Origin of the sequence: Bariatricus sp. HCP28S3_F11 (assembly GCF_052065395.1) — a bacterium.
In the GTDB taxonomy this organism is placed as follows: Bacteria; Bacillota; Clostridia; order Lachnospirales; family Lachnospiraceae; genus Allocoprococcus.
This window is the reverse complement of record NZ_JBQHUC010000031.1, coordinates 13,815-37,486: the sequence shown is the minus strand read 5'-3', so window position 1 is coordinate 37,486 and position 23,672 is coordinate 13,815. Positions and strand designations below refer to the sequence as shown.

The window sequence follows — 23,672 nt, the reverse complement described above, 5'->3', positions numbered from 1 at the left end:
TATCCCTACGAAAGTAGTAAGACCCCTTGAAGACGACGAGGTAGATAGGGCAGAGGTGGAAGTGCAGTAATGCATGGAGCTGACTGTTACTAATCGGTCGAGGGCATAACCAAGATAGGTAGGATAGGAAGAATGGATGGAGAGATAAAACTTTGTATGTGGTTTTGAAGGTATATATACCTTTTAAGTAAGGCCCGATGGCTCAGTTGGTTAGAGCGCCGCCCTGTCACGGCGGAGGTCGTGGGTTCGAGTCCCATTCGGGTCGCTAGTTCTTACTCAAAATGTGAGAGCTGCCTCAGATTATTGATGAGGTGTTAATGTTATGGGATCATAGCTCAGCTGGGAGAGCATCTGCCTTACAAGCAGAGGGTCATAGGTTCGAGCCCTATTGGTCCCATAGATATGCCGATGTGGCTCAATTGGCAGAGCAGCTGATTTGTAATCAGCAGGTTATCGGTTCGAGTCCGATCATCGGCTTTTTGGATGGATTCCCGAGTGGCCAAAGGGGGCAGACTGTAAATCTGTTGGCACCGCCTTCGGAGGTTCGAATCCTCCTCCATCCATTGTACATTTTATATGTACATTGAATTAAATAAATTATCGCGGGGTGGAGCAGTCTGGTAGCTCGTCGGGCTCATAACCCGAAGGTCGTAGGTTCAAATCCTGCCCCCGCAATTTCGCCCAGATAGCTCAGTCGGTAGAGCAGAGGACTGAAAATCCTCGTGTCGCTGGTTCGATTCCGGCTCTGGGCACTTGTCTACCAAGACAATTTAAACTGGATGGAGCATTAGCTCAGTCGGTAGAGCACTTGACTTTTAATCAAGTTGTCCGGGGTTCGAATCCCCGATGCTTCATTTTTTAGACCGTATTATTGTTTCTAACAGTAATGCGGTTTTTTCTTTATACAATGATAGTGATAGTAATTTGCAGGAAGGTAGGTAGTGAAGACAATGAAATCATCTGTAGAATTAGATAAGATGTTAATGAGTATTAACCGTAAAGGGTATCCTGCTTATAAAGAATTAAAAGGAAGTTATCAATTTGCGGGATTTGTACTTCATATTGACCATGTACAGGGAGACCCGTTTGCTGCACCTTCTAAGTTAAGCATTCAGGTGAAAAAGGATCAGGCTGGTTTTCCTCTTACTATGTATGATACAGATTATAAAAGGATTGCTCTTCAGGATCATTTGACCAGATTATTTACTAAGTCTGTCTCTTCTTATACGTTTCAGGCAAAGGGATCAGGAAAGAGTGGATTGATTGGTATCAGCAGATGTGGTCAGGAGATACTGGAGAGAACAGCATTTAAAATTGAGAATGGAGATCTATTGGTAAGGTTTGAAGTTGGCTTTCCGGCAAACGGACGGACGATTAATGCTTATGAGCTAAAAAAGATTTTATTTGAGTATCTTCCTGATGCTGTTAAGAAGTCATTATTCTATGAGAATATTAATAAGAATGAAGTTCGTCGGGTAGTTGAACTGGCAGAAGATCAACATACAATACGAGAAGAACTGATTAGGAGACATCTGGTAGCATTTGTGGCAAACGGGTCTGTTCTTCCAAGAGAAAGTGGTATTTCTCAAAGACCGATGAAAAATGCAGTGAAATTTCAATCACCTGCGAGTATGGAAGTTGAAATGAAGCTTCCGTATGCAGGACTTGTTAAGGGAATGGGAATCCCGAAAGGAATTACATTGATTGTCGGAGGGGGATATCATGGAAAATCTACTTTGTTAAAAGCTCTGGAACATGGAATTTATAATCATATAGCAGGCGATGGGAGGGAATATGTGATTACAGATGATACAGCTGTTAAAATCAGAGCAGAAGATGGTCGTGCAGTATCTCATGTTAATATTTCTCCATTTATTAATGATTTGCCAAATAAGAAAAATACCGTTGATTTTTCAACAGAAGATGCAAGTGGTTCAACTTCACAGGCGGCGAATGTTGTAGAAGCGGTTCAATCAGGAGCAAAAACATTATTAATTGATGAAGATACCTGTGCTACGAATTTCATGGTCCGTGATTGCCTTATGCAGACTGTTGTTTCGGGAGATAAAGAGCCGATTACACCATTTACCCTTCAGGCGAGGGAGTTAAATGAAAAGCACGGTATATCGATTGTTCTTGTTGCAGGAAGTTCGGGATCCTATTTTTATATTGCGGATAAGATTTTGCAGATGGATAATTATCAGACATTTGATATTACGGAAAAAGTCAAGAAAGTGATTGCAAAGGTTCCGGAAGATAATATGGAGGCAGAAACAAAAATTCCGATCAGTGTTATTTTTGATAAAGATAAATTTCGCAGGATTGCCAGATCGAAACGCCTTGATAAAAAAAGAGACCAGGTGAAAATCAAGCAGTTTGGAAAAGACAGTTTTTCAATTGGTAAAGATACTGTGGATTTGAAATATGTGGAGCAGATACTGGATTCGGAACAAACGACGACGCTTTCTCATTGTTTGAAATATTTACTGGAACAGATGGAGAGACAAGAACAGAATGTGGATGTGCTTGTGGAAAAATTATGGAATCAGCTTCGGATATGTGGATTAGAGTTTTTGTGCCAGGGAACGTATATCCCGTCCGGGATGGCTCAGATTCGAAAACAGGATATTTACGCATGTGTGAATCGTTATAGGGGATTGTTGTAAGAGTTATAAGGAGTTATTATGAATTGTGCAGATTTTTTTCTGAAAAATCAGGCGAAAGAAAAAAAACACAGGAGACGCATTGCCGCATTTTTGGTTACAGTGCTTCTTCTTAGCAGTGCAATTCCTTTATATGGAAATGCGGAAGATACAAAGCCGGTTGATATGACGCAAAGTGAGCCTTCTCAGACTTCGGAAGCCGAAGAGGCAGCCACTCAGAAGGCGTACGAGATGACAGTAGATTCCAATGCATGGAAGGATTGGCCGGAAGGACCTAAGACATATGGTGAGGCCGGGATTGTGATGGATGCAGAGAGTGGAGCTATCCTGTATGCGAAAAATATTGATGGAAAGGGCTATCCTGCGAGTATTACAAAAATTTTGACAATATTGATTGCATTGGAAAATGGACAATTAGATGATAAGGTCACGGTGACAGACGATTGTATCAATTGTCTTGGATATGGATATGCTCACATTGGATTAAATCCGGGGGAAGAGATTTCTTTAAAAGACGCGCTGTATGCGGTTTTGCTCGCATCAGCAAACGAAGCCGCATATGCAATTGGTGAGAGTATAGGGGAGGGATATGACTGGTTCATACAGGAGATGAATTCCCGATGTAAAGAGTTGGGAGGTCTGAATTCCAATTTTGTCAATACCAACGGACTGGAGGATCCGAATCACTATACGACAGCAAGGGATATGGCGTTGATCACAAGGGAGCTTTTGAATAATCATCCGGAATTTGAGGAGATCTGTCAGACAATGCAGTATACGATTCCCGCAACGAATTTGACATCAGAAACAAGAACGTTTCAACAAAAGCATCAGATGTTTTATGAGGGAAATGAGTATTATGATGCGAGGGTCATTGCGGGAAAGACAGGCTATACAGATCTGGCATTGAACACTCTGGTTACTTGTGCAGACGATGGAAATCGAAGACTGATTTGTGTTGTTCTACGTACACATGGAAGAAATGTTTATTCAGATACAGAGGCACTTTTGAATTATGGATTTGACAATTTCCAGAAGGTTAGTATTAAAGAAAGAGAGAAATCGGAAGATATTAAGAGTATCGATGAAAATGCATATGTGTTACTTCCTTCCGGTGTGGAATTTGAAAGTCTTGAGATGAAACTGATCCCTTATTCTAATGATAAAACGGCGGGAATCGTTGAGTATACTTATGACGGCCATCTGGTTGGGACGGCATCTGTCCAATTCAGTGATGTGTATCTTGAAAAGAATGAACCGGAGATGAAGCCAGAAGAAAAGAAGGAAGAACAAAAAGAAAACAGTGTCTGGAAATGGATCATATGGATCGTTGCGGGGATTGTCATATTGGGAATCATCTTTTTTCTGTTTTTACTGGCTGTTGCTGTTAAAAGGAAGAAGAAAAGAGAGGCACAGAGGCGTCGCAGAATTGCCAGAAAGCGCAAAAGACAGCAGGAAGAAAGATATAGGCAGATGTCGGGTGAAAGAAGGCGAGAAAGAAGCCGGAGAGATACCAGAGACAGATATGAACGATAACTATACAAACTGCGGAATTTTACAAGAAAAATCCGTCAAAAAGCTGAAAATCCAAGAAACCCTTGACTCGTCAAGGGTTTCTTTATTATAATAGCTACGTAAAAGAGAAAAACTATGACGAAGACAGTAGAATATATTTCAAAGACAAAGCGAATCGGTGATGGTGAGAGACCGGTGCGAGTAGGATATATTCGAATATCACTTCTGAGTTGCAGTCCCCGAAAGTGGTATATGAGTAAGGGATGCCGGTATTTCCTCCGTTATAGGAAACTCATATGTTGGTATGCAGTAACAGGTGGTTAACGATGCATAAGCTTTCGTCCTATTACAGGAGGAGAGCTTTTTTTATTATAGGATGTCAGCTAACCTATATTTATTTCACTGCGTATCTTATGGTGAAGAAACAGAAAAGGCTGAAGATTATGAAAGGAGTACTGACATGGCCAAGTACAAAAAAGTGTCAACAGATTTGAAGTTTGTTGACAGAGAAAAGGCAATTGAAAAATTCTGGGAAGATAATCATATTTTTGAAAAAAGTATGGAAAACCGGAAAGAAGGAGAGACCTATACCTTCTATGATGGTCCTCCGACTGCGAATGGAAAACCGCATATCGGACACGTGCTGACACGTGTTATCAAGGATATGATTCCGAGATACCGCACTATGAAGGGATATATGGTTCCTCGTAAAGCTGGTTGGGATACTCATGGTCTTCCGGTAGAGCTTGAAGTGGAAAAGCTTCTGGGACTGGACGGAAAGGATCAGATTGAAGAATATGGTCTGGAACCGTTTATCAACAAATGTAAAGAAAGTGTCTGGAAATACAAAGGTATGTGGGAAGATTTCTCAGGTACGGTAGGGTTCTGGGCGGATATGGAACATCCTTATGTAACTTACGATAATGATTTTATTGAATCCGAGTGGTGGGCTTTAAAGCAGATCTGGGATAAGGGACTTCTTTATAAAGGATTTAAGATCGTTCCTTACTGTCCACGCTGCGGAACGCCTCTGTCTGCACAGGAAGTAGCGCAGGGGTACAAGGATGTCAAAGAACGTTCTGCGATTGTTCGATTCAAAGTGAAGGACGAGGATGCTTATATTCTGGCATGGACGACAACACCATGGACACTTCCTTCCAATATCGCACTTTGTGTAAATCCGTATGAAGATTATGCAAAAGTAAAATGTGCGGACGGTAATGTTTATTATATGGCATGTGCACTTCTGGACACGATTCTTGGAAAATTTGCAGAAGAAGGAAAGCCGGCATATGAGATTCTGGAGACATACAAAGGACAGGATCTGGAATACAAAGAATACGAGCCGCTTTATCAGTGCGCATATGATTGTGCTTCAAAGCAGAACAAGAAAGCTTTCTTTGTGACATGCGATACCTATGTTACTCTGACAGACGGTACCGGAGTGGTTCATATTGCTCCTGCATTTGGTGAGGACGATGCAAAGGTAGGCCGGAAATATGATCTTCCTTTTGTACAGCTTGTTGATGAAAAAGGAAATATGGGAGAGACGACTCCGTTTGCCGGATTGTTTGTAAAGAAGGCCGATCCGGAAGTACTGAAGGATCTGGAAAGCCGCGGACTTCTCTTCGACGCTCCAAAGTTTGAACACAGTTATCCACATTGCTGGAGATGTGATACACCGCTGATCTACTATGCGAGAGAATCCTGGTTCATCAAGATGACGGATGTCAAAGACGATCTGATTGCAAATAACAATACGATCAACTGGATTCCGGAAAGTATCGGTAAAGGGCGTTTTGGAGACTGGCTGGAAAATGTTCAGGACTGGGGAATCAGCCGTAACCGTTACTGGGGTACTCCACTGAATATTTGGGAATGTGAATGCGGACATCAGCATTCCATCGGAAGTATTGCTGAATTAAAAGAAATGTCAGATAATTGTCCGGATGATATTGAACTGCATCGTCCATATATCGATGAAGTAACGATCCGTTGCCCGAAGTGCGGAAAGCCGATGCACCGTGTACCGGAGGTTATTGACTGCTGGTTCGACAGTGGTTCTATGCCGTTTGCGCAGCATCACTATCCATTTGAAAATAAAGAATTGTTTGAACAGCAGTTCCCGGCAGATTTTATTTCAGAGGCGGTGGATCAGACAAGAGGATGGTTCTATTCTCTGCTTGCGATATCAACACTGATCTTCAATAAGGCACCGTACAAGAATGTTATCGTTCTGGGACATGTTCAGGATGAAAACGGACAGAAGATGAGTAAGTCAAAGGGTAATGCGGTCGATCCGTTTGAAGCTCTGGAGACATACGGAGCAGATGCGATCCGCTGGTATTTCTATGTGAACAGTGCTCCTTGGCTTCCGAACCGTTTCCATGGAAAAGCGGTTATGGAAGGCCAGCGCAAATTTATGGGAACTTTGTGGAATACCTATGCATTCTTTGTACTGTATGCAAATATTGATGATTTTGATGCAGCAGAATATACATTGGATTATGATAAATTGTCCGTAATGGATAAATGGCTGCTGTCTAAGCTGAATACTTTAATCAAAGTAGTGGATGACAATCTTGAAAATTACAGAATTCCGGAAGCTGCAAGAGCACTTCAGGATTTTGTAGATGATATGAGTAACTGGTATGTAAGAAGAAGCCGTGAACGTTTCTGGGCAAAAGGAATGGAACAGGATAAGATCAATGCGTATATGACCCTGTATACTGCACTGGTTACTGTTTCCAAGGTAGCAGCACCGATGATTCCGTTTATGACAGAAGAGATATATCAGAATCTGGTGAGAAGTCTTGATGAAACCGCACCGGAAAGTATCCATCTTTGTGATTTCCCGGTTGCCAATGATGCATATATCGATAAAAATCTGGAAGAAAATATGGATGAGGTCCTCAAAATTGTTGTTATGGGACGTGCATGCCGTAATACTGCAAACATCAAAAACCGTCAGCCGATCGGCAAGATGTTTGTAAAAGGAATTGGAGAACTTCCGGAATTTTATCAGGATATCATTACAGACGAGCTGAATGTGAAAAAAATGGAAATTACGGAAGATGTTCGTGCATTTACTTCTTATACATTCAAGCCGCAGCTTAAGACGGTAGGACCGAAATATGGCAAGCTGCTGGGGGGAATCAAGAACGCACTGAATAATCTTGACGGAAATGCAGCAATGGATGAACTGAACGCAAATGGTGTTTTGAAGCTTGATGTGAATGGGCAGGAGGTTGTATTGGCTACGGAAGACCTTCTGATTGATATGAGTCAGGCAGAAGGATATGTATCTGAGAGTGATTATGGAATTACGGTTGTTCTCGATACGAATTTGACAGAAGAACTTCTGGAAGAAGGTTTTGTAAGAGAAATCATCAGTAAGATCCAGACAATGCGCAAGGAAGCAGACTTCGAAGTAACAGATAAGATCAAAGTAACATATGACGGAAGCGAAAAAGCAGAGTCTGTATTTGCAAAATTTGCCGATGAAATCGGACAGGAGACTCTGGCGGTCAGCGTTGAAAAAGCTGTTCCGGCAGGTCATGTAAAGGAATGGAAGATCAACGGTGAAACAGTTAATCTGGGAGTAGAAAAGAACTAAAGCTTACGAAGGGAGAACATAATGTATAGTAAAAGATTTGAGAAAGAAGCATTTAAGAAAGAAGTAAAGCATAATGTGCGTACACTGTATCGTCGTGAAATCGATGAGGCAACACCACAGCAGATTTTTCAGGCTGTATCTTATGCAGTGAAAGAAGCAATTGTGGATGACTGGCTTGCAACACAGAAGACATACGAGAAAGAAGATCCAAAGACTGTTTATTATATGTCAATGGAGTTTCTGATGGGACGCGCACTTGGTAATAACCTGATCAATATGACCGCTTACAAGGAAGTAAAAGAAGCGCTCGATGAGATGGGAATCGATCTAAATGCAATCGAAGATCAGGAACCGGACGCAGCACTTGGAAATGGTGGTCTGGGACGTCTGGCAGCTTGTTTCCTGGACTCTCTTGCAACTTTGGGATATGCAGCATATGGATGCGGAATTCGTTATCGCTATGGTATGTTTAAGCAGAAAATTGAGAATGGTTATCAGGTAGAGACACCGGATAACTGGCTGAAAGACGGTAATCCGTTTGAGCTTCGCCGTGATGAGTATGCAAAAGAAGTTCGTTTCGGCGGAACGATCCGCGTTGAATACGACGAGAAGACAAAGAGAAATTACTATATTCAGGAAAACTATGAATCCGTACTTGCAATTCCGTACGATATGCCGATCGTTGGATACGGAAACCATGTAGTCAATACGCTCCGTATCTGGGATGCAAAAGCGATTACAGAATTTAAACTTGATTCCTTCGACCGTGGTGAATACCATAAAGCGATCGAACAGGAAAACCTGGCTAAGAATATCGTAGAGGTTCTGTATCCGAACGATAATCACTATGCAGGAAAAGAGCTTCGTCTGAAACAGCAGTATTTCTTCGTGTCAGCAAGTTTGCAGGCATTGATTGCAAAATATAAAAAGAAACACAGCGATATCCGCAAACTGTACGAGAAAGTAACGATTCAGATGAATGATACGCATCCGACCGTGGCAGTTGCCGAATTAATGCGTCTTCTTATTGACCAGGAAGGTCTGGAATGGGACGAAGCATGGGATGTCACCACGAAAACGGTTGCTTATACAAACCATACAATCATGTCAGAAGCGCTTGAAAAATGGCCGATCGACCTGTTCTCAAGACTGCTTCCGCGTGTTTACCAGATCGTGCAGGAAATCGACCGCCGTTTTGTAGAGCAGATTCGTCAGATGTATCCGGGTAACGAGAATAAAGTTGCAAAGATGGCAATCCTTCGTGATGGACAGGTGAAGATGGCACACCTTGCAATCGTTGCAGGTTACTCTGTAAATGGTGTTGCAAAGCTTCATACAGAGATTCTGAAGCATCAGGAACTGAGAGATTTCTATGAGATGATGCCGAATAAGTTTAATAACAAGACAAATGGTATTACTCAGAGAAGATTCCTTCTTCATGGAAATCAGCTCCTTGCTGACTGGGTAACCGCACATATCGGAGACGGATGGATCACCGATCTTTCTGAAATGGCTAAGTTAAAACCACTTGCTGATGATCCGAAGGCGAGAGCTGAATTTATGGACATCAAATATAAGAATAAAGAGCGTCTTGCTGCTTATATTCTGGAACACAATGGAGTGGAAGTTGACCCGAGATCTATTTTTGATGTACAGGTGAAACGTCTTCATGAATACAAACGTCAGCTTCTGAACATTTTACATGTTATGTATCTGTATAATCAGATTAAAGAACATCCGGAAATGCCGTTCTATCCGAGAACCTTTATCTTTGGTGCAAAGGCTTCCGCAGGATATATTCGTGCAAAACAGATCATCAAGCTGATCAACTCTGTTGCAGAAGTAGTAAATAATGACCGTTCTATCAATGGAAAACTGAAAATTGTCTTCATTGAAGATTACCGTGTATCTAATGCAGAGTGGATCTTTGCAGCTGCAGATGTCAGCGAACAGATTTCTACCGCTTCAAAAGAGGCATCTGGAACCGGAAACATGAAATTTATGCTGAACGGAGCTCCGACTCTCGGAACTATGGATGGTGCAAACGTTGAGATCGTGGAAGAAGTGGGAATCGAAAATGCATTTATCTTCGGCCTCAGCTCTGATGAAGTTATTAATTACGAAAACCATGGTGGATACAATCCGCAGGAAATTTATTTCAACGATTGGGAACTGAAGCGTGTGGTAGATCAGCTTATGGATGGAACCTATTCTCATGGAGATCATGAAATGTTCCGTGATCTTTACAACTCTCTGCTTAATACACAGGGAAGTCCGAGACCGGATATGTATTTCATTTTGAAGGATTTCCGTCCTTATGCAGAAGCGCAGAAGAGAGTAGAAGAGGCATATCGTGATACGGACCGCTGGGCAAGAATGGCACTCCTCAATACTGCAAGCTGCGGTAAATTCACATCTGACAGAACAATTCAGGAATATGTGGATGATATCTGGAAACTTGATAAAGTTACTGTTGAACCTGAAGAATAAGAATTCATAAATCAGGGAAACCTCTCATACAGTGGTATGGGAGGTTTTACTGTTATATGAAGAAATGGATCAGACAGGCAGGGTATTTTCTTGTTATTATGATACTTTTGCCGTATATTATAACGGTTTTTCTGAATGGAAGTCAAATGACAGCATCAGTCGGAACTGCTTCAATTTATGTGAAAGTAGAAAGAAATGAGAAGACAGTCAAACTGACGCTCGATGAGTATGGGATAGGCGTTTTGGCAAAAGAAATGGATGCGGATGCCGGTATGGAAGCGTTGAAGGCACAGGCAGTGCTGATTCGGACAAGTATCTGTAAAAGCATACAGGAAGAAGGAAGTGAAACGGTTCTAAAAAAGGGGTACTGGACAAGAAGTCAGATGAAGAGCAACTGGGGAGCCAGTGACTATGCAGAAAAATATGACCGTATTCAGGAAGCCTGGAATGACACGGAAGGGAAGATTTTAATTTACAATGGAATGCCGGCTCTTACACCGTATCATAAGCTCAGCAATGGGAAAACACGTTCTGCGGCAGAAGTTCTGGGAACGGAAGAATACCCGTATCTGCAGGTAAAGGAATGTCCCGCGGACGTGGAATCTGAGGATGCCATGACGACACAGATGATCCAGGGAACGGATATGGAGGTCACGGGAACGGACAGTGCTGGATATGTGACGGAAGTGCGTTGTGGGAAAGAAACCGTAAAAGGGGAGGCATTCCGGGATACGTATCATCTCGCTTCGGCCTGCTTTACTTTGCAGGAATTTGACGGTCAGATCCGGGTCACTTCGAAAGGAATCGGGCATGGACTCGGAATGAGCCAGTATACGGCTGAACAGATGGCAGCAGACGGCAGTTCTTATCAGGATATTTTAAATTATTTTTTTGAAGGAACGACTCTGGAGGAAGTTGTTGAAATTGTCACAAGCACAGACATTTCATAAAAAAATGAATAAGGCTCTGTTTTTCTGGCAAAAATATTGTCAGAGGTGATAAAATATGAATAAGAAACAGCGACTTTCTCAGAAAGGGAAAAAACAGGCGGCTTATGCTCTGGCAATCTGTTTTTCAGCAGTCATTGCGATTACCGGAGCCTATACATGGAACAGCTACAAGGAGAAAACAAGCAAAGAACTGGAGCTCGCAAAGCAGGAAGAACAGGCAGAGACAGAGAAGGAGATGGCAGAGGCAGCTAACTCTACAGACGGAGTAGAAGCAAAGCAGGAAGATACTTCGGATGAAGCTTTGCCGGAAAATGAGACTGCGGAAGGAACTGAAGAAACCGAAAACACTGATTCGGTGACGGAGACGGCAGGAGAGACGGCACAGGTCTATTTTACAGAGTCGGACCATCTTCTGTGGCCGGTCAACGGGAATGTGATGATGAGCTACAGCATGGATAAAACCGTGTATTTTCAGACGCTGGATCAGTATAAATACAATCCGGCAGTCATCATTGCGGGTGCAGTCAATGATAATGTTATTGCAGCAGCTCCCGGAATCGTAAAATCGATTGATGTACTTCCTCAGACAGGTACCACGATCACTGTGGATATGGGTAACGGATATGAATGTATTTATGGTCAGCTCAAAGAAGTACCAGTCTATGTCGGTGATTACGTGGAGGCCGGAACTGTACTCGGATATCTGAGTGAGCCGACCAAATATTACAGTGTTGAGGGATGTAACCTTTATTTCGAAATGCGAAAGGACGGTCAACCGGTGGATCCTATGGATTATATGGATCTGGAAGACTAAAGATCAAAAAGGATGAAGAAGGGCGGAACATTGCCGGAAAAATAGAAATCCGGAATGTTTCGTCTCTCTTTTGGAGACAGGCAAAATGAACTATACATATATCGTAAAATGCAGGGACGGAACGCTCTATACCGGCTGGACGAATGATATCGAAAAAAGGGTCCGGGCACATAATGAAGGGCGGGGCGCGAAATACACGAAGTCCAGACGACCGGTAGAACTGGTTTATATGGAGAAATTTCAGACGAAAGAAGAGGCTATGAGCCGCGAATATCATATCAAGAGAATGAGCCGGGAAGAAAAGAAACGGCTCATAGCAGAGTACGAACCGTCTCTTTCTGACAATAATTGTGATTCAATGGAGTAAATATCTACAATAATGAATACATTACAATGAAATGGCAGGCACTTCCGCCCATGACAAACAGGTGGAAAATCTCGTGGCTGCCAAAATTCTTGTGCTTGTTGTTAAAGATCGGGAGCTTTAATGCATAGATGATTCCTCCGATCGTGTAAATAATGCCGCCCGCAAGAAGCCATGCAAATTCGCTTCGGGTCAGATTGTTCAGAATCTGGCTGAAAGCAAGTACACAGGTCCACCCCATTCCGATGTAAAGAATGGATGAAACCCATTTCGGACAGTATACCCAGAAAGCTTTGATCAGAATCCCGATGGCAGCGATTCCCCAGATCAGGGCGAGCAGCATCATGCCGGTTCTGCGTTCCAGGACCAGCAGGCAGATCGGGGTATAACTTCCGGCTATCAAGACAAATATCATCATATGATCTATTTTCTTTAATACGGTTGTAAGCTTCTCGGAGCAGATAAATGTGTGGTAGGTGGTGCTTGCGGCATACAGAAGGATCAGGCTCACGGCGTATATGGTGAGTGATATGAGATAGATCCGCTGTGGCTCGTGTGCCGCTTTGATGAGAAGAGGAACAGCTGCAAAAATTGCCATAAGCATTCCAATAAAATGGGTGATTGCACTTCCGGGGTCTTTGATATGTCTGGTCATAATGATTCCTCCCTTATTTAGTATATGACAACATATAAATAAACGTTAAAATGGTTATATTATTACATATAGTTTTCAAAACTACATTAAGTATATGTGAATATTACACCTTTTATTCGGAAAATGCAAGAGGAAAATGTAAAATAAAAAAAGGGCTGGCAATTTGCCAGCCCTAAGAGTATTTCTAGTAATTTTCAACTTTTCTTTCAAAGTAAGCCTTCGGATGAGCACATACCGGGCATACTTCCGGAGCTTCTTCTCCGATGTAAATATATCCGCAGTTATTACATTTCCATCCAAGAGGAGCTTCTCCTTCAAATGTTTTTCCAGCTTTGTAGCTTTCAAGTAATTTGTTATAACGTCTTTCATGGGATGCTTCTACTTCTGCAACAAGCTCAAATTTGGCGGCCAGTTCTTCAAAGCCTTCTTCTCTTGCTTCCTCAGCCATACGTTTGTACATTTCTGTCCATTCATAATTCTCGCCTGCAGCAGCGTCAGCCAGATTTTCTTCTACATTTCCGATGCCATGGAATTCTTTGAACCACATTTTAGCGTGTTCTTTTTCCTGGTTAGCGGTCTCTTCGAAAATATTTGCCATCTGTACGAATCCTGCTTTTTTGGCAGCAGAAGCATAATAGGTGTATTTGTTGCGTGCTTCAGATTCTCCGGCAAATGCTGCCAGCAAATTCTGTTCTGTTTTTGTTCCTGCATATTTAGACATAATAAATTCTCCTTTTTATTCTTCCATTTATCTTAAAAAAAGGACTGTAGAAAGAAATCTACAGTCCTTAAGAGTTGCTAAATTATTTTAGCCAAAGTATCTCTTTAACAGACCTTCGAATGCTTTTCCGTGACGAGCTTCGTCTCTTGCCATTTCATGAACTGTATCATGGATTGCGTCAAGGTTAGCAGCTTTTGCACGTTTTGCAAGATCAAATTTACCAGCGGTAGCGCCGTTCTCAGCGTCAACTCTCATCTCAAGGTTCTTCTTGGTGCTGTCTGTTACAACTTCGCCTAATAATTCAGCGAATTTTGCAGCATGTTCAGCTTCTTCCCAAGCAGCTTTCTCCCAGTATAATCCGATTTCCGGATATCCTTCTCTGTGAGCAACTCTTGCCATTGCAAGATACATACCAACTTCGGAACATTCACCTTCAAAGTTTGCTCTTAAATCAGCAAGAATGTCTTCGCTAACGCCCTTAGCAACACCTACAACGTGTTCAGCAGCCCATTCTCTTTCGCCGGCCTGCTCTTTGAACTTCTCAGCGCCAACACCACAAACTGGACATTTCTCCGGTGCTGCTTCTCCTTCGTAAACGTAGCCACATACTGTACAAACAAATTTTTTCATGGTTGTAATCTCCTTTTCTTATTTATTTTTAACTTTAAATATCAGTAATAGTTACTGATATTAAGTTACCACAAATTATGAACATTGTCAATAGATATTGGAAAATTTAATCATCTTATCATAAATATTATTATGACTTGTGTGTGCAATCTCCGCAAATTCCATAAAAAATAATATCGTGTGAGTCTATACTGCCGTCAAAATTGCGGGATGCAAGTTCATTCAGATCTTCTATATTAATGCCCATGTCGATGAATTTTCCACATGATTTACAATAAAAATGGTAATGCGGTGAGGTATGGGCGTCAAAACGGACGGCCCCATCGGGGGTCGTGAGTTTGAGCACTTCACCCAAATCAGCCAGAAGATTCAAATTGCGGTATACAGTTCCAAGACTGATATTTGGAAATTCTTGTTTTACATACATATAAACAGAGTCGGCAGTCGGATGACAGTTAGTTGAACAAAGATATTCTTTGATGGCCTCACGTTGCCTGCTGTATTTTAAATTTGCCACATGAACTCTCCTTTCTTTGATAATGATAACAGTTATTAAAATTATAATATCCGAAAAAAGAAGTATTGTCAATAAAATTAAAATACACAAAATAAAAATATATAAAATTGAATAAAGTTCTGAAGAATGTAAATACTGTTAAAAGATATTGTAACAATTTGTAATAATTATATGCTTATTTTTCGAAAAAAGTAGAAATGGAAAATTCTTTGACGAAGAGAAATTTGGCTATTTGGTTGACAAAAGCATATGTGATTGATATAATATCAGCGTAACATATGTAACAATTCTGTAATATTTACAAAAGATAAGAATACATAAAGGAGGGAGATTTATGCATTCAAATCTTAGAAGAGGATTGTTCCTGGTTACATTGCTGGGAGCAGCATTCCCGGTAATGCCGGTGATGGCAGAGGACGTGGAGCAAATATCGTCCGGAAATATGCCGGGAGTTGGAATTGAAGCGGTGCTGAATGATTGCTATTCACAAAATAAAGAAATCAAAGTGGAAGATTATCTGGTGCCGTCAAATAAGGGTGAGTATTTAGATATGGCGTTTGCCGATGTCACTACCTTCTTATATATAAGGAGTCAGCCAACGAAAGAGAGCGAGTATGTCGGAAAGCTTTATCCGGGATATGCAGCGAAGATTATAGGGCCGGTCGGAGAGTGGACTGCGGTAGAATCCGGTGAGGTGACCGGGTATGTAAAGACCGAGTATATTACGATCGGACAGGAATCGGAGGAGCTTGCAGAAGAACTGGTGGAAAAAGCAGAAAGTGAAGGAAGGAAAGATCCATTTACTTATGCGGAATCCAGAGAGCAGGAAGAGGCAAGGCTGCAGGCTGAGGAAGAGGCGAAAGCAGAAGAAGAAGCAAGAGAGCGTGCTGCGGCGGAAGCAGCGGCTAAAGAGAAAGAATCAGACGGACAGGCAGTCGTCGCATATGCCTGTCAGTTCATAGGAAATCCCTATGTGTGGGGAGGCACAAGTCTGACGAACGGGGCGGATTGTTCAGGATTTGTTCAATCTGTATTTGCACATTTTGGAATTACCTTACCGAGAACTTCATACGAACAGCGAAGTGCGGGAGTCGGTGTAAGTTATGAGGAGGCAATACCCGGAGATGTGATTTGTTATGATGGGCACGTGGGAATCTATATAGGAAATGGTCAAATTGTAAATGCAATGAATCCGGCGCAGGGAATTGGAATCTCACCAGCCACTTATACGACCATACTGGCAGTCAGAAGAGTATTATAGACGAAGGTGTTTTAAAACAGTGTGAAAAGTCAGACAGAAAAATCCGGAATAAAAATTTCGGATTTTTTTTGTTTCAAATTTTGTGTCGAAATGTATGGGGAATTTGTATAAAGAAAGAAAATGATGTAAAAGTTATCCCAAATGAGTTATCCAAGTTATCCACGCTCAAAAGGCCAAAAAACGTGGAAAAAACGTAATGAAAGAAGAGTTATCCACGTTATCCACACAAAAACATATGTTTTTGGTGGACAACTTTGAATAAAAAACAGAACGGATGTTTTGGGTATAATTAATAAAAATCACATTTTGTCGAAAGAAATTGAAAAAATGATTGACTTTTAAGTAGTCAAAAAGAAGTGAAAATTGACTGCTCAATTTATCTGAATTGTATATATTTCGTACTCATATGTACAAAACAGAAATAGGACATTATTATTGATAATTGAAATAATCGGTAGTATAATAAAGAATATCTGAGTGTAAAGACAGATCAAATCGAAGGAGGAATTTCTCATGAAAGAAGTAAATAAGAATATGACAATTGGTGAGCTGTTGAATGTTGCACCGGAGACAGCCCCGATTCTGATGGAAGTTGGAATGCATTGTCTTGGATGCCCGGGAGCTCAGGCTGAGACATTGGAAGAGGCAGCTATGGTTCATGGATTAGACGGAGATCTTCTCGTTGAAAAGATCAATGCTTTTCTGGCAGCAAATGCATAAGATGAGATAATAAAAGGGACACGGCGATTTGCTGTGTCCTTTTATTACTATAATATGGTATCTTATAAATTTCCAAGTGTCTGTACGGCATTCTGTGACGCAATAATCTCGCAGTGTTCTTCGAGAAATGCGAGGGAAGCTCCGGTTCCCGGTTCAGATGAACCATATTCGGAAAGCATATTGCAGATCCGGTTAAAGTCAACAGTATTATGTGCAGCTTGTGTAAGAGCCAAAATGTATAGATCATTTCGCTCATCTTTATATAAAGTGCTGGAACCTTCGTACATCTCGATGAGCAGATTGGATGCCTGAATAACGCCGTCGAGTGTGGCAAATGAGAAAAAGCGGATTGTGGGAACTTTTTCTTCAGGTTCTTTGGCTGCAGTAGTTTCAGTGGTATCTTTTGGTGCAACCGGCACATCTTCGGGAAGATCACTCATAGCATCTGTTACGTGGCGGAGCAGATCGAGAAATTCGTCTGCGCCTTCTAGTTTCTTCAGACGGTCGAGCATGGAATTCTTCTTCTTGTCAGGAGCTTCTCCAAGCGGGAGCGGTGAGAATTTGGAAAAACGGGTGTCCAGTTCTTCAGGATCTTCGACTTTGGTGATAATAAGCACGATAGAATCAGAAGAAGCAGGGATGGCTTCGATCATCAAAGGTATATTCTCAGCTTCAAAACCAAATTCATGTGCGGCTTGCTGCATCATGTCATGAAAAAGTGATTTTGCTTTCTCGGTGCCGTATGCCAGTTCGCTGAGCTTCAGTTCGCGCTCTGCCAGGTCGGCATGGGTCAACGTGCAGCGTATCTGGTTATCATTAATTTTCTCTATCTTCATGTTGTCATCACTTCCTATCACAATTAAAAGTTATAGTAAATCACTATTAGTATAAACAAAAATCGAAAAGATGTAAACAAAATTAAAAAAATACTTGAAATAAAATAAATGTTTTTTTATAATGGGGCTACAAGGAAATGAAAAATCATTATCTTAAAAATCTATTTCAAATTGACGGTACATTTTAATCCGTGATTTAGCGCATTTCGCACACAAGCGTCTAAAACCATGTAAGTCGTATCAGACAATTTATCAATCAAGACCTGAAAACAATATAGAGGAAAGCAATATCCGGCTGAAAGTGTTTCCTTGTCGTCGGAAAAAGCAGAAAAATAGTATATCACAAAAAACTTATGGTCGCTTTTTGCCGTAAAAAGATGCCGGGAAGATAGGGGGATTCATGGAAAACAATGATACAAATTATCAGGAACTGTTTACAGAATTGACAAAATATGAGCGATCCGGGATACGGATGCAGATTGACGGACTTCCGGCGAGCCCGCTGCAGATTGTATCTGCTCATATGGTCAGGGAAGACAGCAACTATATGCGTGATTATATCGTGGATGAAAATGGTATGGTACAGGAGCTTGATTTCTATAAAGTAAAAATAAAATGATGTTTTGGGGATTTTGAGAGCGTAAAACGCGGAAAAACCCGTAAGAATTATAAAATAATTATAAAAAACACTGCAGAGCAGACCCCTCGGCTAAGTTTTTGAAATAGTTAATGAAATTTATACAAAAGAATAGAAATTATGATATAATTAGCACATACATGTGAGTTATATCATAGTCTTCTCAGGCTATGCCAATAAGCCATTAACAGGAGGTGCAGTGTGGACGAAAGACAGACAAGAAGCACAAGGTCAGGACGGGAGATTCCTTCTGATGCGGATATAAGATATAAGAAGTCAGGTACGACAGGCAGAAGAACTACACCGAAAGGTTCTGCTTCGGGGAATGCGGCGCGAAACCAGAGGAGGACAAACTCTGACAGAAGGCCGGCAGAACAGGCAGTACGAACACAGAGAAAAGTGAATCAAAGTGCAGCACAGGTGAGAAGAACAGCGGAACGTACAGAGGCAGAAAGCCGCAGAAGAAGTCAGGAGATGGCAAGAACCTCGAGTGGGAAGAATGCCAGAAGAAGGAGAAAAAAAAGAAAGAAGAGAATCAGCCCGATCCTTATCATTTTACTTTTATGTATTTTGGCAGCAGGACTTGTGGGCGGTGCCCTGATTTGGAATAAATATGGGCCGACCAAAGAAAAATATGATCTGAATGAGTATTTTGGCATTGAGTCCGAAGAACAAGTCGGAATTACTATTAATAATGAAGTAATCGAAGCCGGAGCAATGAGAGTAGACGGTCATCTTTATCTGTCCTATGAAGTGGTCAGAGATTATCTGAATGATCGCTTTTACTGGGATCCAAACGAAAATATTCTTTTGTATACTCTGCCTCGTGAAATGGTACGGGCAAGTGTAGGAAGTAAAGATTATACAATTTCAAAAGAAACGAAAAGTGAAGACTATGTCATTTTAAAAACGAACGGAAGCACAGCATATATTGCGGCTGATTTTGTGCAGCAATACACAAATATGGATTATCAGGTCTATGAGAATCCGGACAGAGTAATGATTGTCAATGAATTTGGTGAGACAACGACTGCTGTTCTTAAACGGGACACACGTATTCGTCTGAAAGGCGGGGCAAAGAGCCCGATTTTGACAGAGGTCAAAAAAGGTGACAAAGTGACCGTGATCGATCAGGTAGAGGGATGGAAAAAAGTGCGGACAGAAGATGGGATTATTGGTTATCTCAGAGCTTCTATGTTGCGTAAGGAAGCCACCGAGATTACATCCCGTGAGTTTACGGAGGAAGAGTTTACCAGCATTACTTCCGATAAGACGATCAACCTTGCATGGCATCAGGTGGCGAGTACTACAGCGAACAGTACAGTTCTTGAGACGATTGCAAATACGAAAGGACTTACTACATTGTCTCCAACCTGGTTTTCGGTTGCGGACAATAATGGAAATCTGAATTCCATTGCAAGTCAGGAATATGTTAATTATGCACATCAGTCAGGAATTGATGTGTGGGCGTTGGTAGATAATTTCGGTGATAATATTGATCAGATGGAGCTGCTCAGTCATACTTCAGCCAGAGAAAATCTGGAGAATCAGCTGATATCAGAAGCACTGAAAACCGGTATTGACGGAATCAATGTGGATTTTGAAAAGATACCGAAGGAAGTGGGCGAACATTATATTCAGTTTATCAGAGAATTATCTGTAAAATGCCGAATCAATAATCTGGTACTGTCTGTGGACAATTATGTCCCGAAAGGATACAATGAGCATTATCACAGAAAAGAACAGGGAATTGTTGCAGATTATGTGATCATTATGGGATATGATGAGCACTTCAGTGGCTCTTATGAAGCTGGTTCGGTGGCTTCTTATGAATATGTTAAAGAAGGAATCGAAGAAGCACTTAAAGATATTCCGGCTGAAAAACTTATCAATGCAGTTCCGTTCTATACGAGACTTTGGAAAGAAGTTCCGAAGACGGAAGAAGAACTTGCAGAGCAGGAGGGCACAGAAGCTGCTAATTACCCCATGAAAGTGACCAGTGAGGCGATGGGAATGAAGGCAGCTGCCGCAAAAGTCAGCGAAGCAGGTGTGACTGCAGTATGGGATGATACTGTAAAGCAGAATTATGCAGAGTGGACAGGAGCGGATGGTGCGACCTATAAGATCTGGCTGGAGGATGCACAGTCTCTGGAAGCAAAGCTGGAACTGATGAAGGCAAATAAACTGGCAGGAACAGCTGCATGGAAGATCGGATTCGAGACATCTGATATCTGGGAATTGATCTTAAAGTATGTGAACTAAATCAGCGTGTTACGAAAGCCCCTTTTCGCATATATTGTAGAGATATGTGCGGGAGGGGTTTTTTATGCGTCAAAATAAGTTAACCGGAAAATTACCGACAAAATATCAGATCCTGATAAAAATAAAATGGATTATTGTACTCTTGCTGCTGTCTGCTGTTATTTATGGGAGCTATACCTTAAATCAGTATGTTTCGGGAAATCAAGTAAAAGGAGAAGAGAAAACAGAGGTCATACTGGATGCCGGGCACGGAGGGGATGATCCGGGAAAAGTCGGGGTTAATGAAGTATTGGAAAAGGATGTGAATCTTCAGATTACGATGAAGGTAAAAGAATGTCTGGAGAAGGAAGGTGTGACGGTAAAACTTACGAGGGAAATGGATGAGGGGTTGGAGACAGAAGGAGCAAAAAACAAAAAGGTTGAAGACATGAAGGCGCGGGTTCGGATGATCAATGAAATAAAGCCGGAACTCGTAGTTAGTATCCATCAGAACAGTTACCAGACTGAGGATGTAAAAGGAGCCCAGGTTTTTTATTACATCCATTCGCAAAAAGGGGAGGAAATGGCCAAAATTCTTCAAGAGGCTGTTAGAACAGTGGATCCGGAAAATCATCGTCAGGTTAAGGCGAATGAATCCTATTATTTATTGAAGCGGACGGAGGTTCCGACTGTGATCGTGGAGTGCGGGTTTCTGAGCAACTGGGAAGAGGCCGAGAAGCTGTCCAAAGAGGAATATCAACAGGAGATGGCGGAAGCGATAAGCAGTGGGATACTGGAGTGTCTTGGTAAAAATTAGTATGTCTGCTATGGGCTGTATTTGCATATTTAATTTGCCATGATATTCAGATAATGGTATAATAATTTTCATGGAAACGATAATAAAAAAGATAGATAGAAACAATATAGATCAAGAGAGTATTGAGCAGGCCGGAAGTATTTTGAAACAAGGCGGACTGGTTGCATTTCCGACGGAGACGGTTTACGGACTGGGGGCGAATGCGTTAGATGAAGAGGCGGCGAAAAAGACATACGCTGCAAAAGGACGTCCATCGGATAATCCACTGATTGTTCATATTGCGAGGCTGGAAGATTTAAAAGAAATCGTGACGGAGATTCCGGAGATCGTACAGGATATTGCAGATCATTTCTGGCCGGGCCCGCTGACGATGATTTTTCATAAAAATGACAAGGTTCCGCTTGGAACGACGGGAGGTCTGGATACAGTCGCAGTGCGGATGCCGGACGATGAGATTGCGAGGAAACTGATTCTGGCCGGAGGCGGATATATTTCCGCGCCGAGCGCGAATACGTCAGGAAGGCCGAGTCCTACGACGGCTCAGCATGTGGCGGATGATCTCTCCGGAAAGATTGAGATGATACTGGATGGAGGAAGTGTGGACATCGGGGTGGAATCAACGATTCTGGATCTTACTGTAAATCCGCCGATGATCCTGAGACCGGGAGCAATCACGAAAGAGATGCTAGAGGAAGTGGCAGGAGAGATTTCGGTCGACGAGACGCTGATTTCTGAGAATAGTACCAAAGCACCGAAGGCACCGGGGATGAAATACCGACATTATGCGCCGAAAGCGGATCTGATCATTGTGGAAGGAGAGCCGGATGAGTCGATCAAGGCAATCAAACAGATTGCGTATGAGCAGGTTCGTCTGGGGTATAAAGTCGGAATTATAGCGACGAATGAATCTATTGACCAATATACCACAGGAATGATCAAGAGCATCGGTTCTCGGGAAAATGAAAAGACGGTGGCGCGTAATCTCTACAAAGTGCTAAGAGAGTTTGACGAGGAAGAGGTCTCTTATATTTACAGTGAGGCATTTTCGGAGGCCGGAATCGGAACAGCGGTGATGAACCGTCTGGGAAAGGCGGCAGGGCATCATGTGCTGCAGGCATCGGATATTACACGTTTACAGAAGTACCGGCGGATCGTGTTTGTGAGCAACAGCGATAACTGCCGGGCGCCGATTGCTGCGGCACTTCTTAGGAGGCAGCCGCTTTTGCAGGAATATCAGATCCTTTCGAGAGGGATGATCGTTTTGTTCCCGGAGCCGTTGAATCCGCGGGCGGAAGAGCTGCTCAAAGCGCATGATATTGTGCTGGAAAGATTTGAGACCAGTGCGCTGGACGAAAAGATTCTCGGCGAGGACACGCTGGTTCTTACCATGCAGGAGAGTCAGAAGCAGAAGATCCTGAGTGAATATCCGGATGCGGGAGATGTCTATACTCTGGGGGAATATGTGGGAAATATGCAGGAGATCGCATCTGTTTACGGGCAGACCGAGGAGCAGTATGAAGAGATGTATAAATTGATACAGGAAAATGTTGTAAAACTTGCGGAGCGATTAAATAAGGAGGCAAAGAACAAATGTCAAACGTATACGTAATGGATCACCCGCTGATCCAGCATAAGATCAGCCATATTCGTCAGAAGGAACTCGGGTCGAAGGATTTCCGGGCCATGGTAAGTGAGATTGCCATGCTGATGTGTTATGAGGCAACGAGGGATCTGAAGCTGAAAGAAGTTGAAATTGAGACGCCGATCTGCAAGACGACCGGGAAGTGTCTGGCGGGGAAGAAGCTGGCAGTGGTTCCGATCTTAAGAGCTGGACTTGGCATGGTAGAAGGGATGCTGACGATGATCCCGGCTGCGAAGGTAGGCCATATCGGGCTTTATAGGGATCCGGAGACGCTGGAACCGGTAGAATATTATTGTAAGCTGCCGGCCGATTGCGAAGAACGAGAGACGTTTGTTGTGGATCCGATGCTTGCGACGGGAGGATCCAGCTCTGCGGCGATCCGGATGCTGAAAGAAAAAGGGGTAAAGAATATCCGCTTTATGTGCATCATCGCAGCGCCGGAAGGAATTGAGAGAATGCAGAAAGATCACCCGGATGTGGATCTTTATGTGGGAGCGCTGGATGAGTGCCTGAATGATCACGGATATATTGTACCGGGACTTGGGGATGCAGGAGACCGTATTTTTGGTACGAAGTAGGTGAG

At 42.3% G+C, this 23,672-nt stretch carries 19 protein-coding genes, 7 tRNA genes and 1 rRNA gene; 22 read left to right on the top strand and 5 right to left on the bottom strand.

Features of this window, described 5'->3' with window-relative positions; translation table 11 throughout:
• From ACTNBR_RS12910 to ACTNBR_RS12840, 15 genes are all read left to right on the top strand, one after another.
• Positions 1–113: ribosomal RNA gene (locus ACTNBR_RS12910) — 23S ribosomal RNA — on the top strand; the annotation flags it as partial.
• Between the two features lie 78 nt (positions 114–191).
• A tRNA-Asp gene (locus tag ACTNBR_RS12905) sits at positions 192–265 on the top strand.
• A gap of 59 nt (positions 266–324) precedes the next feature.
• Positions 325–397: transfer RNA gene (locus tag ACTNBR_RS12900), tRNA-Val, on the top strand.
• Positions 398–404: 7 nt separating this feature from the next.
• Positions 405–477, top strand: a tRNA-Thr gene (locus tag ACTNBR_RS12895).
• A 4-nt stretch (positions 478–481) separates the two neighbouring features.
• Positions 482–563 (top strand) — tRNA-Tyr (locus ACTNBR_RS12890).
• 38 nt (positions 564–601) lie between these two features.
• Positions 602–675, top strand: a tRNA-Met gene (locus tag ACTNBR_RS12885).
• 4 nt (positions 676–679) lie between these two features.
• A tRNA-Phe gene (locus ACTNBR_RS12880) sits at positions 680–752 on the top strand.
• A 29-nt stretch (positions 753–781) separates the two neighbouring features.
• Positions 782–854, top strand: a tRNA-Lys gene (locus ACTNBR_RS12875).
• A gap of 96 nt (positions 855–950) precedes the next feature.
• On the top strand, positions 951–2,666 hold the full coding sequence (locus ACTNBR_RS12870) for an ABC-ATPase domain-containing protein (protein WP_441018590.1): 1,716 nt from the start codon (positions 951–953) through the stop codon (positions 2,664–2,666).
• Between the two features lie 18 nt (positions 2,667–2,684).
• Positions 2,685–4,199 carry a D-alanyl-D-alanine carboxypeptidase family protein gene (locus ACTNBR_RS12865; protein WP_441018565.1) on the top strand — a complete coding sequence of 505 codons (1,515 nt, stop codon included), beginning with the start codon at positions 2,685–2,687 and terminating at the stop codon, positions 4,197–4,199.
• Positions 4,200–4,638: 439 nt separating this feature from the next.
• Entirely contained in the window at positions 4,639–7,794 is a 3,156-nt protein-coding gene (gene ileS / locus ACTNBR_RS12860) for an isoleucine--tRNA ligase (RefSeq protein ID WP_427808367.1), read from the top strand.
• Positions 7,795–7,815: 21 nt separating this feature from the next.
• On the top strand, positions 7,816–10,284 hold the full coding sequence (locus ACTNBR_RS12855) for a glycogen/starch/alpha-glucan phosphorylase (RefSeq protein ID WP_427819431.1): 2,469 nt from the start codon (positions 7,816–7,818) through the stop codon (positions 10,282–10,284).
• A 56-nt stretch (positions 10,285–10,340) separates the two neighbouring features.
• Entirely contained in the window at positions 10,341–11,234 is an 894-nt protein-coding gene (locus ACTNBR_RS12850) for a SpoIID/LytB domain-containing protein (protein WP_427808371.1), read from the top strand.
• Positions 11,235–11,289: 55 nt separating this feature from the next.
• Complete coding sequence (locus ACTNBR_RS12845) at positions 11,290–12,048, top strand: peptidoglycan DD-metalloendopeptidase family protein (protein ID WP_441018567.1); 759 nt, start codon at positions 11,290–11,292, stop codon at positions 12,046–12,048.
• An 85-nt stretch (positions 12,049–12,133) separates the two neighbouring features.
• Positions 12,134–12,415: a GIY-YIG nuclease family protein gene (locus ACTNBR_RS12840; RefSeq protein ID WP_427808375.1), complete on the top strand. Its 282-nt coding sequence runs from the start codon at positions 12,134–12,136 to the stop codon at positions 12,413–12,415.
• Between the two features lie 4 nt (positions 12,416–12,419).
• Here ACTNBR_RS12840 and trhA read toward each other — a convergent pair whose 3' ends face one another.
• From trhA to ACTNBR_RS12820, 4 genes are all read right to left on the bottom strand, one after another.
• Complete coding sequence (gene trhA, locus ACTNBR_RS12835) at positions 12,420–13,067, bottom strand: PAQR family membrane homeostasis protein TrhA (protein WP_427808377.1); 648 nt, start codon at positions 13,065–13,067, stop codon at positions 12,420–12,422.
• Between the two features lie 184 nt (positions 13,068–13,251).
• A complete protein-coding gene (rbr, locus tag ACTNBR_RS12830) occupies positions 13,252–13,788 on the bottom strand; it encodes a rubrerythrin (RefSeq protein ID WP_427808379.1) in 537 nt (178 codons plus the stop codon).
• 87 nt (positions 13,789–13,875) lie between these two features.
• Positions 13,876–14,418: an NADH peroxidase gene (locus ACTNBR_RS12825; RefSeq protein WP_427808381.1), complete on the bottom strand. Its 543-nt coding sequence runs from the start codon at positions 14,416–14,418 to the stop codon at positions 13,876–13,878.
• A gap of 130 nt (positions 14,419–14,548) precedes the next feature.
• Complete coding sequence (locus ACTNBR_RS12820; protein WP_427808383.1) at positions 14,549–14,935, bottom strand: Fur family transcriptional regulator; 387 nt, start codon at positions 14,933–14,935, stop codon at positions 14,549–14,551.
• 334 nt (positions 14,936–15,269) lie between these two features.
• On the opposite strand from ACTNBR_RS12820, the gene ACTNBR_RS12815 reads away from it, so the two are divergent.
• Both ACTNBR_RS12815 and ACTNBR_RS12810 read left to right on the top strand, forming a co-directional pair.
• Positions 15,270–16,196: a C40 family peptidase gene (locus ACTNBR_RS12815; protein ID WP_441018569.1), complete on the top strand. Its 927-nt coding sequence runs from the start codon at positions 15,270–15,272 to the stop codon at positions 16,194–16,196.
• 513 nt (positions 16,197–16,709) lie between these two features.
• Positions 16,710–16,916, top strand: coding sequence for a DUF1858 domain-containing protein (locus tag ACTNBR_RS12810; protein WP_427808387.1), 207 nt, complete (start codon positions 16,710–16,712; stop codon positions 16,914–16,916).
• Positions 16,917–16,978: 62 nt separating this feature from the next.
• Here ACTNBR_RS12810 and ACTNBR_RS12805 read toward each other — a convergent pair whose 3' ends face one another.
• On the bottom strand, positions 16,979–17,752 hold the full coding sequence (locus ACTNBR_RS12805; RefSeq protein ID WP_427808389.1) for an adaptor protein MecA: 774 nt from the start codon (positions 17,750–17,752) through the stop codon (positions 16,979–16,981).
• A 400-nt stretch (positions 17,753–18,152) separates the two neighbouring features.
• On the opposite strand from ACTNBR_RS12805, the gene ACTNBR_RS12800 reads away from it, so the two are divergent.
• The 5 genes from ACTNBR_RS12800 (at position 18,153) to upp (ending at position 23,667) form a co-directional block, all read left to right on the top strand.
• Entirely contained in the window at positions 18,153–18,371 is a 219-nt protein-coding gene (locus ACTNBR_RS12800) for a hypothetical protein (protein WP_427808391.1), read from the top strand.
• A gap of 492 nt (positions 18,372–18,863) precedes the next feature.
• Positions 18,864–20,651: a glycosyl hydrolase family 18 protein gene (locus tag ACTNBR_RS12795; RefSeq protein WP_427808432.1), complete on the top strand. Its 1,788-nt coding sequence runs from the start codon at positions 18,864–18,866 to the stop codon at positions 20,649–20,651.
• Positions 20,652–20,715: 64 nt separating this feature from the next.
• Positions 20,716–21,447: an N-acetylmuramoyl-L-alanine amidase gene (locus tag ACTNBR_RS12790; protein ID WP_427808392.1), complete on the top strand. Its 732-nt coding sequence runs from the start codon at positions 20,716–20,718 to the stop codon at positions 21,445–21,447.
• 70 nt (positions 21,448–21,517) lie between these two features.
• Positions 21,518–23,056: an L-threonylcarbamoyladenylate synthase gene (locus ACTNBR_RS12785; RefSeq protein ID WP_441018571.1), complete on the top strand. Its 1,539-nt coding sequence runs from the start codon at positions 21,518–21,520 to the stop codon at positions 23,054–23,056.
• Positions 23,038–23,667, top strand: coding sequence for a uracil phosphoribosyltransferase (upp, locus tag ACTNBR_RS12780; RefSeq protein WP_427808396.1), 630 nt, complete (start codon positions 23,038–23,040; stop codon positions 23,665–23,667). The genes ACTNBR_RS12785 and upp overlap by 19 nt, the downstream gene beginning before the upstream one ends.
• Positions 23,668–23,672: the final 5 nt, after the last annotated feature.